Raw genomic sequence first — 13,346 nt, 5'->3', positions numbered from 1 at the left:
CCGCCTCAGTGGTGCCACTCGCCGCCGTTGACGTCCAGGCACTGCCCGGTGACCGCGCGGGCCAGCGGGGAGAGCATGAACACCACCGCATCGGCGATCTCATCGGGTTCGGGCAGTTTGCGCAGATCGAGGGTGGCGGCGGTCTCGTCGTAGATCTGCTGGGGGCTCACGCCGCGCTTTTCGGCCAGGTGGTTGAAGTACCACTTGAGGTTGTCGGCCCAGATGTAGCCGGGGGCGACGGTGTTGACCCGCACTCCGCGCGGCCCCAGCTCGGTCGCCAGGCTCTGGGCCAGGGCCAGCAGGCTCGCCTTGGCCATCTTGTAGGCGCCGAAGGTGCGCCGCGAGTGCCGCAGCACCGCCGAGTTGATCATCACCACCGAGCCGCGGGTCTCGCTGAGCGCCGGCACCAGCAGCCGGGTCAGCCGCAGCGCGCCCAGCACGTTGGTCTCGAACCCGGCGCGCACCGCCGCCAGGTCCACGGTGGTCAGGTCGGTCAGCGGTGGGATGGCGAAGGCGTTGTTGACCAGGCCGTCCACCCGGCCGTAGCGCTCCAGCGCGACCTTTGCCAGGTTGCGGCAGGAGTCCTCGTCGGTGATGTCGGTCGGCACCGGCAGGGCGCGGCGGCCCAGCGCGGCGACCTCCTCGGCGACGCGGACCAGCCGCTTTTCGGTCCGCGCCGCCAGCACCACGTCCGCCCCGGCCTTGGCGCATTGCAGCGCCAGGCCGCGTCCCAGCCCGGGGCCGACGCCGGAGATGACGACGACCCGTCCTTGCAGCAGCATCAGCCCAGCATCCGGCGGGCGACGGCGCTCTGCCGGGCGGCGATCCGCGCCGCCCATTCCTGCGGGGTCACCCGCTGCTGCTCGTAGTAGGGCAGCCGGCGCGGCAGCTCGTCGAATGGCATGATCTCCACCGTGGGGCCGTCGTCGGCCTTCAGCTCCCGGCTCAGCCGCTGCCAGCGGATCTGCAGGAACCCGCGGCGGTGCCCGGTGCGTTCGATCCAGTTGGCCAGGCCGGGGTCGCGTTCGCTGACCACGTAGCGGATCATCCCGTCGGGGTCGATGCGGGCCTGGTCGGCGGTGAGGCTGGTCTGGTGGTTGATGTAGTCCAGCGAGATGTACCACATGCTGCCCAGCTGGAAGCCCTGGTAGGGGGCGTCCGACTTGGCCGCCGCCGGCACCGTGATCACCATGACCTCCTCGTCGTCCAGGTCGTAGTGGCCGACCGAGGAGTACTGGGTGGCCAGCCCGCCGGGGGTGGGCCGCGGCTCGGTCATCGTGTTGACCGGCAGATTCAGGTAGTGCCACTGCGGGAAGGCCAGGAAGGTCCGCAGCCGCGCCACCAGCATCCGGCCCGCCACCTCATACCGCTTGGCGATCTGCTCGGCGGTCGGCGGCGGGGGAGCCGACCCCAGCGTGTCGGCGCGGTGGATGCGGATCTCGCCGGGGCGTTCGGTGTCCCAGTCGCTGAAGACCTCCCGCACGATCAGCATCGCCGAGCCCGGCGGGAGCGCGAAGTAGTTGGGCCCGGGGTTCGGTTTGGGCGGCCCGAAGCGCAGCTCGAACGATCCGTCCGGGGCGATCTGGATCTCCCGGTCGTCGAAGGCGGTCAGGCTGTCGGGGGAGCGGGCCGGGGAGTAGTCGCCGTTCATCACCTGAAAGCTCAGGTCGGCGGTGGTGCCGCGGCGCCCGGTGACGACGTACTCGGCGTCGTCGCGCAGGTAGGCGTGGAAGTAGAGGGTGTCGGGGTTGTCCAGGCCCAGCTTGGTGTACGGCCCGGTGGAACGCGCGAAGAACGGGAAGTCGCGCTGGTAGGCCCAGGCCATGTGCAGGCAGGCCTTGATGCTGCCGGCGAGGTAGTCCAGCCCTTCGGCCAGATCCTGCTCGGTCTGCACATGCGGGGCCGAGCGGATGATCTGCTCGGCCTCGGCGATCGCCCGGGCGAATGACTGTGTGACCACCGCACCCCCTCGGCCGCCGGCGCGTTTTGGACGTGTTTTCCGAACGAGAGTAGAACGTGTTCTAAAAATGGTCAATGGCCGGGCGGCTCTCACGGGGCGGCGGGCGTTCCCCAGGGGGCGGCGGTGAAACGGAGCGAGGGCACATCGTCCAGCGACACGGTGTACTCATAAGTCCGCTCATGCCCGGTGGAGCTGATCCGCCACCGCCCGTCGGGGCAGCGCCGGTAGGTGTCGGTGTAGTAGGCCGCGCCGCGGATCATCAGGCGGTACCGGGGGAGGATCACGGTGTCCTCCAGGCACCAGGTTCCCTCGGCCCGGTCGCCGTCGATCTCGATTTCCGGGTGGCTGACCAGGTGCGTGGTGATCGTCCCGGGCCCCAGGTTGTCGCGCATGTAGGCGACGATGGCCTGTCGGCCGCTCAGCTGCAGCGGCTCGCCCAGCACCGGGGTGTCATAGCGCGCCACGGCGTCCTCGGTGAGGGCGTCGGCGAACTCCTCCCACCGTTTCAGGTCCAGGCAGCGCAGGTAGCGGTATTTGGCCCGGCGGATCTCCTCGAGCGCGATCAGGTCCATTCCCTCAGCCTGCCCGCCCTTTCGCCACTTGGCAAGAACGCGTTCTACTTTCCCGGTTCCGGCGGCGACGCCGGAACCGGGAGGGCCGCTCCCTGTCAGGAGGCGGCCGCCGGCGGGATGATCAGGGCGATCAGCACGGTGAGCACCCACAGGGCGGGCGCCGACCCCAGGGTCTGCGCCCGCCGGGCGGCCACCCGCTCGGCCTCGACCTGGTTGCGGGCCGGCCTACCACGGGTTGGTCCGGGACTCCAGCAGGTTGCAGACCAGGCCAAGCGCCGCCCCGGCCGGCATGCCCGTCACCGCCCCGGAGCGGTCCGCTCCGGCAGGCGGCCGCTCTTTTCTCATCGTCGCATTTCCTTCAGCGCCGCCACATTCCGCTTTCAGGCGCATCTGCGGACGCCGGGCTCGGACGCGTTCCCCGGTAACCGGGGTTTCCAGCCGTCCGGAAAGAACGTTCCGGCGCTTTGAGGCGGCTCTGGAGATCGTCCGCCCTTTTCGCAGGCGGACGATTCCGAAACCGGACGGAAGACACCGAATCCGGAGCGCTCGACGTCACCTCGCCGACATCACGGAAGAGGCGGCCAGAAGGGTCACGGCGATGACGGAGAATCCGGCCGCGGACGTGTCCCGAAGGCGGTCAGGAAACGGTCACGGAAGGCGTCCATGCGCCAGACCGGGGCGTCCGGCCCCGGTTTCACGCCCTCCTGCCAGCCCCACCCGGAGATCCGCTCCAGCACGGCCCGGTCGCGGGCGACGATCGCGATCGGCACGTCCCGGCTAGCGTCGGGGCCGGTGATGACGGGGGCGGGCTGGTGATCGCCGACGAAGATCACCACCAGGTTCTCATCGCCGTAGGTCTCCACGTAGGACAGGAGCGCGGCCAGCGTGTACTCGATGGCGCCCCGGTAGGCGGCGCGCATCCGCTCGGGAGTGCGCCAGGCGTCCTGCCAGCGCTGGCCGGCCGCCGCGATCGGGCCGAAGACCTCACCGTCGCCCACCTCGTCCCAGCCCACCAGGCGGGGAGTGGGCGCCCACGGCGAATGGCTGGACACCAGCGGGATCTCCGCCATCAGCGGCGGGCGGTCGCGCCTGGCCCGTTCCGTGCGTTCAAAGAACGACAATGTGTACTGGTCGGGCGGGGTGTCCCAGTTGAAAGGCGGACCCTTATAACCCAGGGCCGCGCGGGGATAAACCTTGTCATATCCGTAGAAGTTCCCCTCCGGCCAGGGTTTGGTGTTGCCGGGCATGACGGCCACCGTCCGCCATTTCGCGCGCCGGAAGGCCCCGGTGAGGGTCAGCCGGTCGCTGGTGACCAGGTCGCGGTGGCGTTTTTGGTTGTCGATCCACAGCCCCGACAGCAGCGTGGCGTGGGCCAGCCAGCTGCTGCCGCCCACCGTCGGCGAGGTGAGGAAGGCGCTGCGGGCCTCGAACCCGGCCTTGCGCAGCCGGCGGTTCCCGTCCTCCAGCACCGCGCCGACCCGCGCGGCGAACGTGGGGTTCTCCAGCGCGTCGCGGCCGTAGCTTTCGATGAACGCGAAGACGACGTCCTTGCCGCGCAGCGCGGTCAGCATCTGCTCGCCGGGGGTGTGCGCGAAGGCGTCCCGGCCGGCCTGCGCGGCGAACCTGCGCTGTTCCCGCAGGTCCGCGGGGATCTGCAGGGCACGGTCGAAGGCGACGGCGGCGACCGGGACGCCCGGTGGGAGCCGGGCGCCGAGCACGGCGCAGGCGACCCAGACGGCTCCCAGCGCCACGGCGGCGCGGGCGGCCGCGGCGCGGTGCCGCACCACCGGCCGGCTCAGCCGCAGCAGCGACAGGGTCGTGGCGGCGAGCACGGCCACCGCCAGCGCCACCGCCCCGGCGGCGGCGCCGATCGCGGTGGCCCGCCCGGCCGACTGGTCGAGGTACTCCAGCGCGGGCCCGAACAGGGACCAGTCGAACACCGGGTGGAACGGCCGGTCCAGCGTCGCGTGAAAGCCCATGTCGATGACCTTCACGATGACCAGCAGGCCGAGCGCCGCGCCCAGGAGCGCCGCCACCGCACGCCGCGCCCGGGGCACGGCGGCCACCACGGCGAGGCCGAGGACGATCTCCAGCGGCAGCCGCACGAAGGCGCTCGGCGTCAGGCCGTCCAGGTCGTTGGGCATGGTGAAGCCCGCCACCACGACCAGGCACGCCGCGGCGGTGGCCACCCGCCCCGCGATCCGCCGTGCCCTTCTGGGGCGGCCGGGCTTTTCGGCGGTCTCCTCTTCGGATGCGCGCCGGGAGAGATCGGTGGTCGTGTCAGTCACCGCCGCTCCGTCCGCTCGAGGAGCCGTTGGGGGAGAAGGCGCCCAGATGGGGCAGCTCGTGCCCGAGCCGGTCGCGCTTGGCGGTCAGGTACCGGATGTTGTGGTCGTGCACCTTCATCAGCAGCGGGACCCGGGCCGCCACCGTGATCCCGTGCGCCTGCAGCGCGTGCACCTTGTCGTGGTTGTTGGACATCAGCCGGACCGAACGGACCTGCAGGTACTTCAGGATCCGGGCCGCGGGGCCGAAGTCGCGGCGGTCGACCGGGTAGCCCAGGACGGTCGCCGAGTCCACGGTGTCCAGCCCCTCCTCGTCCTGCAGCAGGTGGGTGCGCACCTTGGCGACCAGGCCGATGCCGCGTCCCTCGTGCCCGCGCAGGTACACCAGCACCCCGCTGCCCTCGCGGACGATCGCATCCAGCGCCGCGCCGAGCTGGTCGCCGCACTCGCAGCGCAGCGCGGCGAAGATGTCGCCGGTCACGCACTCAGAGTGCACCCGGGCCAGCACGCCCTCCCGGCCGCGGACGTCACCGCGCACCAGGGCCAGGTGCTCATGACCGTCCACGGGGTCCCGGAACGCGACGGTGCGGAAGGTGCCCCGGCGGGTCACCAGATCGGCCTCGGCGATGTCCTCTTGTTCGAGGGCATGGTCGTGCATCTGTCGCTCCTCCTTCACCATGCCGTGCCTTGGTGTTCTCATCGCTGACTCGGTGAATCCGGCGGCCTGCGGGCGTTGCCGATCCGGTGCGGGCGGCGGAGGCTGGCATGCCATGAACGACTCCGCGCACGAGGCCTTCCTGCCGCTGAGCACCTCCGCCGAGGAAGGGGAGCGGCGCGCCGCCGTGGCGCTGCTGCCCGTCGGCAGTTTCGAGCAGCACGGCCCCTACCTTCCGCTGGCCACCGACACCGTCGTGGCGTGCACGATCGCCGGCGCCCTGGCCGCCGCCTACCGGGTGCTGCGCCTGCCGCCGATCACGATCTCCTGCTCGCACGAGCACGAGGGCTGGCCGGGGACGGTCAGCATCTCCGCCGCCACGCTGCACGCCCTGGTGGGGGACGTGGCCGCCTCCCTGCGCAGGGCGGGGATCGGCAAGCTGGTCGTCGTCAACGGCCATGGCGGCAACTACGTGCTGGGCAACGTCGTCCAGGAGGCCAACGCCGCCGCCGGTGAGCCGGTGATGGCGCTTTTCCCCGGCCCGCAGGAGTGGGAGTCGGCGATGGCGGCGGCCGGGGTGCAGACCTCGGCCTGGAGCGACATGCACGCCGGCGAGCTGGAGACCTCGCTGCTGCTGCACGCCCACCCGCACCTGGTGCGCCCCGGCTACGAGGCCGGCGACCACCTGTGCGACGACCGCCGGCACCTGCTCACCTTGGGCATGGCCGGCCATACCCGGTCGGGGGTCGTCGGCAGGCCGTCGCTGGCCTCGGCGCGCAAGGGCGAGAAGGTTCTCGGTCATCTAGTCGAACTGTTCGCGGACTGCCTGGCCGTGCTCGGCGGCCCGGACGGCCAGGAGGGGACGGGGAGCTAGCACGAGGGGTTCCGGCGGGGCGGCGGGCGGGCCGGGAGGCGCGTCATGGCGGCCGGCCGGGCGGGTCAGGCAGCGGGCGGCCAGCACCAGGCCGCCCGGCAGGCCGGCCACGAAGGTGAGCACCCCGTAGGTCACCGCCGCCGTCAGGCCCAGCTCGGCGCCCAGCCCCGCGGTGCCGAACGCCACGGCGGCCAGCGCCTCCCGCGGCCCCCAGCCGCCGATGCCCACCGGCAGCAGCATTCCCAGCAGCGCCAGCAGCATCAGCGGTATCAGCCGCCCGACCGGGGCCGTGGCGCCCGCGGTGCGCGCGGCGACCAGGAACAGCGTCAGATAACCGGCCAGCGCTCCCGCCGACAGCAGCAGCACCCCCGGCCAGGTGTCCTTGGACAGCAGGCCCGTCCGCATGTCGGCGACGGCGACGGCGAACGCACCGCGCAGCTTCACGGCGATCGCCCCCCGCCACGCCCACGCCGCCACCGCCGACGCGACGGCGGCCGCGAGGATCAGCACGGCGGCCGCCGCCCCCAGGCCATGGGCCAGGTCGCGGGCCACCGCGCGGGCCAGGGAGGGGTCGGCCGCCAGCGCCGCCGCCCCGGCGACGGCGAAGACCACCTGCCCGCCGGCCCGTTCCAGCACCACGGCGCGCACGCCGCGCCCCACATCGCCGGCGCGGCGGCCGTGCCGCACCGCCCGGTGCGCGTCGCCGAGCACCCCGGCCGGCAGCACCGCGTTGAGGAACAGCGCCTGGTAGTAGTCGGCCATGGCGGTGCCCAGCGGCAGCGGCAGCCCCAGCCGGCGGGCCACCAGCCACCAGCGCCCCACGCTCAGCGCGGTGGTCACCAGCCCGATGCCCAGCGCGGCCAGTACCGCCTGGCCGTCGATCAGGCGCAGCCCGGCGGTGAACGCCCCGGTGCCCAGCCGCCAGGCGAGCACCCCCAAGATCGCCGCCGCGGCCGCCGCCCGCAGCCAGGCCCAGGCGTGCCGGCTCACCGGGACGCTCCCGCGGCCGGCAGGGCGAGCAGGTCGTCGTGGTGGACCACCACCGTCAGCGCGCCCGCCGCGCACTCGGCGAGCCTGCGCTCCAGGTAGCCGCGGGCGCGGGGAAGCAGCTCGGGGCGCTGCTCGCAGGCCGCCCCCACCCAGCCGCGCAGCCACTGGCCGATCAACGCGCCCTGGGCGGCGGCCAGCCGCCACGGGCTGGGCCGGACGAGCACCTGCGCTCCGCGGGCGGTGAAGGCCGCCGCCGCCGCGGGCACCGCGTCCGGCCCCAGCAGGCGACGGCCGCCGACCTTGCGGCGCTGGTGGTCGTTGAAGGCCGCGCCGAGCTCGGCGTCCAGCTCCCCGGGCGGGTCGAGCTCGACGCGGCCGGTCACCGAGATGGTCAGCAGCGCCGGGCAGCCGGCCGCGGCGCAGGACGCCGCCAGCGCGTCCACCTCCGCGGCGGTGAGCAGGTCCAGCAGCGCCGAGGCGGTCACCAGCGAGGTCCCCGCCAGCAGGTCCGGGTCGAGCCGGGTGATGTCTCCCAGGTCGGTCCGCACCGTCACCTCCCCGCCGTCGGCGGCCGGGCCGGTGACGGAGGCGGCGGCACGGGCCAGCAGCCGCGGGTCCCGGTCGTGCAGGATCCAGTGCTGCGGCCCGGGCAGCCGGCCGGCCAGCCACCGTCCCATGGACCCGGTGCCGCAGCCCAGGTCGCGGATGACCAGCGGCCCGGCGGGCGGGCGGGCCGCCAGATGCGCCCGCAGCGGGCCGAGCAGCTCCACCGACCGGGCCGCGGCGTCGGCTTCTTCGCGCAGCGCCAGCCACTGCGGCGTGAACTCCGGAGCGTGCGCGCTCTGCTGAGCCGTCACATCTGCCCTTTCGTGTCCCAGGCGGCCTTCAGCGGCTGCCGTTGAAGCTCCTGGAGCACCTTTCCCAGGTGCCGGACGGTCAGATCCCACCCGGGCAGCGTCCGCCGCCTGGCCCGTGCCGCCTCCCGCAGCCGTTCCCGCAGCGCCGGGTCGCCCAGCCACCGGCGCAGCGCGTCCGCCAGCGCCGGCACATCGTGCGGCGGCACCAGCAGCCCGGGCACCCTTCCGTCGGGAGCGCGGCCGAGAGTGTCGGGCAGCGCGTCCGCGGTCGTGGTCAGCACGGGGATTCCCCGGGCCAGCGCCTCGGTGACGACCATCCCGTAGGTCTCTGCGCGCGAGGGCAGGACGACCAGGTCGGCGGCGGCGTAGCAGGCCTCCAGGCGCTCGCCGGTGAGCGGGCCGGCCAGGCTTATCCGCTCGCCGAGCCCCAGCCGGCCGATCAGCTCCCGGACGCGGGCGACGTGGCGGGGGGCGCGCTGCAGCGGCCCGGCGCAGATGCAGCTCCAGCGCAGCCCGCCGATCAGCCCGAGCGCCCTGACCAGCAGGTCGTGCCCCTTGCGGGGGGTCACCGCGGCCACGCACACCAGGCGGGAGGCGCCGTCGGTGCCGGGGGCGAGCGGCGCCGGATCGGTGCCGGGCGGGACGACGCGCACCCTGCCGGGGGCCAGGCGGTGCCGCTCGGCCAGCTCCCGTCCCGCCCACGGGCTGGTCGCCACCGTCACGGCGGCCGCCTGCAGCATCGCCCGTTCCCGCCGCTCCAGGTCGCGGGCCTCCTGCGGGGCGAGCCCGGTCTCGGCGGCCAGCGGCAGGTGCACCAGGACCGCCAGGCGCAGCCGCCCGGCCTGCGGGACCACGATCTCGGGGACCCCGCAGGCCACCAGCCCGTCCAGCAGCGTCACGGCGCCGTGGGGGAGGGCGGCCAGCGTCCGGGCCAGCTCGGCGCGCGCCCCCTGGCGCGGCCGCGGCCACTCGCCCGGCACGGCGTGCCGGTGCACCCGCCAGCCCGCCTCGGCCAGCCCCTGGCACACCCGCCGGTCATAGACGTTGCCGCCGCTGGGCACGGCCGGGTCGGCGACGTCACCGGGCAGGACGAAGTGCACCGTGCGCGTCGCCCCGGCGGCCTCGATGCCGGAGGTGCTCACAGCGCCCGCTCGTAACTCGCCCAGGCCACGTGCGACTCGTGCAGGGTGACGGCGATGCCGGTCAGGCCGCGGGCCTGCTCGCCCAGCGCCCCGGCGCGCACCCGCTCGGCCAGCCGGTCGGCGATGACCTTGGCCAGGAATTCGGTGGTGGTGTTGACCCCGGCGAAGTCGGGATCGTCGTCGAGATTGCGGTAGTTGAGCTCGGCCAGTACGGCGTTGAGTTCCCGGGTGGCAAGCCCGATATCGACTACTACGTTGTCTTTGTCCAATTCGGTTCGGCGGAAGGTCGCGTCCACCACGAACGTCGCGCCGTGCAGCCGTTGCGCCGGCCCGAAGACCTCACCGCGGAAACTGTGCGCGACCATGAAGTGGCCGCGCACCGTGACGCTGAACAAACGAGCTCACCCTCCAGGAAGATCGGCCTGCGTGCCCCCCGAAGCGGGGTCATAAACGACACGCAGGCACAAGCCGGATGGTTCACCGCGGGCGATCCTCGGCATCGCCTCGGGCAGTTCCCAGAACGCGCACTCGCCGGTGATCAGCGCATCGAAGGCGTCATCGGCCAGCAGCCGCAGGGCCAGCGCCATCCGGTCGGCGAAGGTGCGCCGGGACCGCCGGGCCGCGGCGACCGCCCCCACCTGGCTGCTGCGTACCACCAGACGGCGGGAGTGGAACGCCTCGCCCAGCGGCACGCTCACCCGCCGGTCGCCGTACCAGCTCAGCTCCAGCACCGTCCCCTCGTCGGCCAGCAGCTCCAGCGACCGCGCCAGCCCCGCCTCGGAGGCGCTGGCGTGCACCACCAGGTCGCACTCGGCGGCGGCCTGCTCGGGCGCGGCGAAATCGACCCCCAGCGCCTCGGCGACGGCCGCCCGCCCGGCATCGACGTCCACCAGCTGCACCCGCACGCCCGGGATCTGAGCCAGCAGCCGGGCCACGCAGCAGCCGACCATGCCCGCCCCCACCACGGCGATGCGGTCCCCGATCAGCGGCGCCGCGTCCCACAGCGCGTTCACCGCGGTCTCCACCGTCCCGGCCAGCACCGCCCGGCCGGGCGGCACCGCCTCGGGGACGGGCGTCACCGCGCCGGCCGGCACCACATAGCGGGTCTGGTGCGGGTAGAGGCAGAAGACGGTGCGTCCCAGCAGGTCGGGCGGCCCCTGCTCGACGACCCCCACATTGAGGTAGCCGTACTTGACCGGCCCGGGGAACTCCCCCTCCTGGAAGGGCGCCCGCATCGCCCGGTACTGGCTGACGGGGACCCGGCCGCGGAAGACCAACGTCTCCGTGCCCCGGCTGATCCCCGAGTAGAGGGTCCGGACCAGCACCTCGCCCGCCCCGGGCAGCGGCACCGTGACGGGCCGGATCTCCCCCTCGCCGGGAGATCGCAGCCAAAAAGCGTGTTCTTTGAACTCCAACGATATTCCTTACGTAGCTGATGACAGTGGATCGCTGCTCCGAATCGGGGCAGTCGAAGGATATGGGACGCCTCGCGTCCGGATCTGGCGAGCGGGGGAGGCACGGTGACCACAGTCGATTGGCAGGCGAAAGACCTTTTTCAACCCGAGGCTCCGGAATCTTCAGAAGAAGCCGAGTGGGCGAGTTTTCGGGACGTTCCCCATACTTCCGGGCGCCGCCCGCGGAAACGGAAGCCTGAAAAAAGGCCGGGGAAGACGCCCGCCGCAAGGGTGTCGGCGAGCGGGCCGGTCGCCGGAGTGGGCGCGCAGATCGTGCTGCTCGCCCTCCTGGAGGCCGCGGTGGGACTGCACCCGGCGGGCTGGGCGGCCGGAGTCTGCTACGCGGTGATCCTCACCCTGCTCCTCACCCGTGCCATGCTCCGCGCCGGGACCCCCGGCCTGGGCCCCGCCGACTGGGTGACCTTGACCCGCGCCGAGCTGACCGGCGGCGTCACGGCCCTGGCGGTGACGGCCGGGGCGGGGGAGCGGGTGCCGCCGGCCTGCCTGGTCGCGCTCGCCGCCGTGGCGCTGTTCCTGGACGCGGTCGACGGCCAGGTGGCGCGGCGCACCGGGACGGCCTCGGCGCTGGGGGCCCGCTTCGACATGGAGGTCGACGCCTTCCTCGTCCTGGTGCTCAGCGTCTTCGCAGTCGGCCCGGCCGGCATGCCGGCATGGGTGATCGCCATCGGCGCCATGCGCTACCTGTTCGTGGCGGCCTCCTGGGCCGCGCCGTGGCTGCGGGCCCCCCTGCCGCCGAGCTTCGCCCGCAAGACCGTGGCCGCGCTGCAGGGGATCGTCCTGGTGACGGTGAGCGCCCAGGTGTTGCCCCACCCGGCCGCCGCCGGTCTGGCCGGGCTGGCACTGGCGGCGCTGCTGTGGTCCTTCGGACGGGACGTTCGCCGGCTGTGGCGCATCCACCGGGCAGCCGGACGGCGGGAACTGCCGGACCGGCCCGCCGCTTCCCGCCCGGAGCCGCCGCCCGTGCCCTGCCCCGCATCGGCCGGCTCGCACTGAGCCGTTTTCACCGGTCACCACCTCGCGGGTCACGGCACCGCCCCTGACCGCCGCATCCCCGCCTCGAACTGCGGGGACGGCGTGTCGAGAAAGGCTCACCCTTCGGGGTGCAGGCGCTCCCGATCGTTCGCATTCGCCGGGTTCCTCGGTGGCGGTCCCGCCCCCGGCGGGGTAATCCTGGTCACAGCCGACGCATGACGCCCGGGGACCGCACCGGGCCGACGGGGCGGCCGGCACCGGTGGGCGAGCCGACGGGAGCGCAAGATGACGGACGCCGAGGAAGTCGCGCTGCTGCTGGTGCGGGTGGTCGTGGGCATCACGATGATCGCGCACGGCTGCAACCACTGGCGGGGCGGCGGCCGCATCGAGGGCACCGCCCGCTGGTTCAGCGGGCTGGGCCTGCGGCACGGCAGGCTGCAGGCGTGGATGAGCGTGGTCACCGAGATCGGCGCCGGGGCGCTGCTGGTGGCCGGGCTGCTCACGCCGCTGGCCTGCGCGGCGGTCATCTCCGTGATGCTGATCGCCGGCATCCTGGCGCACCGGCCCAACGGGTTCTTCGTCTTCCGGGACGGCTATGAGTACGTCCTGGTGCTCGGGGTGACCACGCTGGCGCTGGCGATGCTGGGGCCCGGACGGCTGTCGGTGGACGAGGCCGCCGGCATCGCGGTGACCGGCTGGGCCGGCGGAGGGATCGCGCTCGGGGTCGCCGTGGCGGCGACCGCGGGCATGCTGGCGCTGTTCTGGCGCCCCCGGACGGGCCGGCCCGGGCGGGCCGAGCAGACCGGACCGGTCACCTGAAGGGGCCGGCCGTCAGGGGGCCTGCGCGGCGATGAAATCGGCCATGACCGGGATGAGCTCGGCGTTCAACGCCGCGGTGTCCGGCCGCACGTGCAGGTCCACCGCGACGCCGGAACGGGCCGCGCGGGCGGCCAGCGACAGCGAGTCGTCCAGCAGGGGATCGGTGCCCGCCACCAGGAGCTGGATGGGCGGCAGCCCGTGCAGGTTGGCATACAGCGGGCTCAGCAGCGGATCGGTCAGCGGCCTGCCGGCGGCGTAACGCGCCGCCTGCCGGCGCAGTTCGGTGACGTCGAAGGCGGGGTCGGCGGCGGAGTTGAACAGCAGGCTCGGCGCCTGCAGGGTCAGGTCGAGCAGCGCCGAGACCAGCACCGCGCCCCGCGGCGGCTCGGCGCCCAGGTCGCGCAGCCGCACCAGCAGGGCGGCCGCGAGCCCGGCCCCCGTCCGCCTGCCGGTCACCACCACCGGCCCCCATGCCCGGCTGTAACCGTAGGCCTCCTGGGCGTCTTCGAGCGCGGCGGGGAAGACGGGGCGGCAGCGGGCGCACACGACGGTGGCTCTCGTCCGCCGGGCCAGCCGCCGGGCCAGGTCGAGCGCCGGGTCGGGGGCGCCCTTCGGCCGCCGGTCCGCCTCGAGGTGGAGCACGACCGCCTCATCAGGGTCCGGCGGGTGCACCACCGGACCCATGGGGCCGCTTTCGACCCGCACATCGTCTGCCATAGGACATCACCCTGCCGACCGCGTCCCG

The 13,346-nt window shown here is 73.7% G+C and carries 14 protein-coding genes; 3 read left to right on the top strand and 11 right to left on the bottom strand.

Going from position 1 to position 13,346, the window contains the following annotated elements:
* Positions 1-5: 5 nt before the first annotated feature.
* The 5 genes from TCUR_RS13600 to TCUR_RS13580 form a co-directional block, all read right to left on the bottom strand.
* A complete protein-coding gene (locus tag TCUR_RS13600; protein WP_012853087.1) occupies positions 6-782 on the bottom strand; it encodes an SDR family oxidoreductase in 777 nt (258 codons plus the stop codon).
* Positions 782-1,960 (bottom strand): DUF1214 domain-containing protein, encoded by a 1,179-nt coding sequence (locus tag TCUR_RS13595; protein ID WP_012853086.1) that lies wholly within the window; start codon positions 1,958-1,960, stop codon positions 782-784. The genes TCUR_RS13600 and TCUR_RS13595 overlap by 1 nt, the downstream gene beginning before the upstream one ends.
* Positions 1,961-2,049: 89 nt before the next feature.
* Complete coding sequence (locus tag TCUR_RS13590) at positions 2,050-2,532, bottom strand: nuclear transport factor 2 family protein (protein ID WP_012853085.1); 483 nt, start codon at positions 2,530-2,532, stop codon at positions 2,050-2,052.
* Between the two features lie 590 nt (positions 2,533-3,122).
* Positions 3,123-4,820 carry an alkaline phosphatase family protein gene (locus TCUR_RS13585; RefSeq protein ID WP_012853082.1) on the bottom strand — a complete coding sequence of 566 codons (1,698 nt, stop codon included), beginning with the start codon at positions 4,818-4,820 and terminating at the stop codon, positions 3,123-3,125.
* Complete coding sequence (locus TCUR_RS13580) at positions 4,813-5,475, bottom strand: GTP cyclohydrolase II (protein ID WP_041441788.1); 663 nt, start codon at positions 5,473-5,475, stop codon at positions 4,813-4,815. The genes TCUR_RS13585 and TCUR_RS13580 overlap by 8 nt, the downstream gene beginning before the upstream one ends.
* Before the next feature lie 112 nt (positions 5,476-5,587).
* Here TCUR_RS13580 and TCUR_RS13575 point away from each other — a divergent pair, with 112 nt between their 5' ends.
* Positions 5,588-6,346: a creatininase family protein gene (locus TCUR_RS13575; RefSeq protein WP_012853081.1), complete on the top strand. Its 759-nt coding sequence runs from the start codon at positions 5,588-5,590 to the stop codon at positions 6,344-6,346.
* On the opposite strand, the gene TCUR_RS13570 is transcribed toward TCUR_RS13575, so the two are convergent.
* Genes TCUR_RS13570 through TCUR_RS13550 form a run of 5 tightly spaced genes read right to left on the bottom strand, consistent with a single transcriptional unit; the run spans position 6,275 to position 10,750 of the window.
* Positions 6,275-7,336 carry a lysylphosphatidylglycerol synthase transmembrane domain-containing protein gene (locus TCUR_RS13570; protein ID WP_012853080.1) on the bottom strand — a complete coding sequence of 354 codons (1,062 nt, stop codon included), beginning with the start codon at positions 7,334-7,336 and terminating at the stop codon, positions 6,275-6,277. The two genes, TCUR_RS13575 and TCUR_RS13570, sit on opposite strands and share 72 nt — an antisense overlap.
* Positions 7,333-8,193, bottom strand: coding sequence for a class I SAM-dependent methyltransferase (locus tag TCUR_RS13565; protein ID WP_012853079.1), 861 nt, complete (start codon positions 8,191-8,193; stop codon positions 7,333-7,335). The genes TCUR_RS13570 and TCUR_RS13565 overlap by 4 nt, the downstream gene beginning before the upstream one ends.
* Positions 8,190-9,335, bottom strand: coding sequence for a glycosyltransferase family 4 protein (locus TCUR_RS13560; protein ID WP_012853078.1), 1,146 nt, complete (start codon positions 9,333-9,335; stop codon positions 8,190-8,192). Before TCUR_RS13560 ends, TCUR_RS13565 begins: the two co-directional genes overlap by 4 nt.
* On the bottom strand, positions 9,332-9,730 hold the full coding sequence (locus TCUR_RS13555) for a 6-pyruvoyl trahydropterin synthase family protein (RefSeq protein ID WP_012853077.1): 399 nt from the start codon (positions 9,728-9,730) through the stop codon (positions 9,332-9,334). The genes TCUR_RS13560 and TCUR_RS13555 overlap by 4 nt, the downstream gene beginning before the upstream one ends.
* Positions 9,731-9,736: 6 nt before the next feature.
* Positions 9,737-10,750 carry a zinc-dependent alcohol dehydrogenase gene (locus TCUR_RS13550; protein ID WP_012853076.1) on the bottom strand — a complete coding sequence of 338 codons (1,014 nt, stop codon included), beginning with the start codon at positions 10,748-10,750 and terminating at the stop codon, positions 9,737-9,739.
* 297 nt (positions 10,751-11,047) lie between these two features.
* Between TCUR_RS13550 and TCUR_RS13545 the strand changes: the two genes are divergently transcribed.
* Positions 11,048-11,803: a CDP-alcohol phosphatidyltransferase family protein gene (locus tag TCUR_RS13545; protein WP_086014635.1), complete on the top strand. Its 756-nt coding sequence runs from the start codon at positions 11,048-11,050 to the stop codon at positions 11,801-11,803.
* Positions 11,804-12,067: 264 nt separating this feature from the next.
* The gene (locus TCUR_RS13540) at positions 12,068-12,601 is read left to right on the top strand and encodes a DoxX family protein (protein WP_012853074.1); all 534 of its coding nucleotides are present in this window, start codon (positions 12,068-12,070) and stop codon (positions 12,599-12,601) included.
* Positions 12,602-12,613: 12 nt separating this feature from the next.
* Here the strand turns inward: TCUR_RS13540 and TCUR_RS13535 are convergent, their stop codons facing one another.
* Positions 12,614-13,318: an alpha/beta hydrolase fold domain-containing protein gene (locus TCUR_RS13535; protein ID WP_012853073.1), complete on the bottom strand. Its 705-nt coding sequence runs from the start codon at positions 13,316-13,318 to the stop codon at positions 12,614-12,616.
* Between the last annotated feature and the right edge of the window lie 28 nt (positions 13,319-13,346).

This window comes from Thermomonospora curvata DSM 43183, from assembly GCF_000024385.1.
In the GTDB taxonomy this organism is placed as follows: Bacteria; Actinomycetota; Actinomycetes; order Streptosporangiales; family Streptosporangiaceae; genus Thermomonospora; species Thermomonospora curvata.
The sequence above is the reverse complement of the archived record's forward strand: the minus strand, read 5'-3'. Positions and strand labels throughout refer to the sequence as shown.

Bases quoted from the DNA above. Each gene is read 5' to 3' on its own strand.
- TCUR_RS13580 (WP_041441788.1), bottom strand. From the start codon at position 5,475: ATGCACGACCATGCCCTCGAACAAGAGGACATCGCCGAGGCCGATCTG.
- TCUR_RS13540 (WP_012853074.1), top strand. From the start codon at position 12,068: ATGACGGACGCCGAGGAAGTCGCGCTGCTGCTGGTGCGGGTGGTCGTG.
- TCUR_RS13535 (WP_012853073.1), bottom strand. From the start codon at position 13,318: ATGGCAGACGATGTGCGGGTCGAAAGCGGCCCCATGGGTCCGGTGGTG.
- TCUR_RS13590 (WP_012853085.1), bottom strand. From the start codon at position 2,532: ATGGACCTGATCGCGCTCGAGGAGATCCGCCGGGCCAAATACCGCTAC.
- TCUR_RS13575 (WP_012853081.1), top strand. From the start codon at position 5,588: ATGAACGACTCCGCGCACGAGGCCTTCCTGCCGCTGAGCACCTCCGCC.
- TCUR_RS13600 (WP_012853087.1), bottom strand. From the start codon at position 782: ATGCTGCTGCAAGGACGGGTCGTCGTCATCTCCGGCGTCGGCCCCGGG.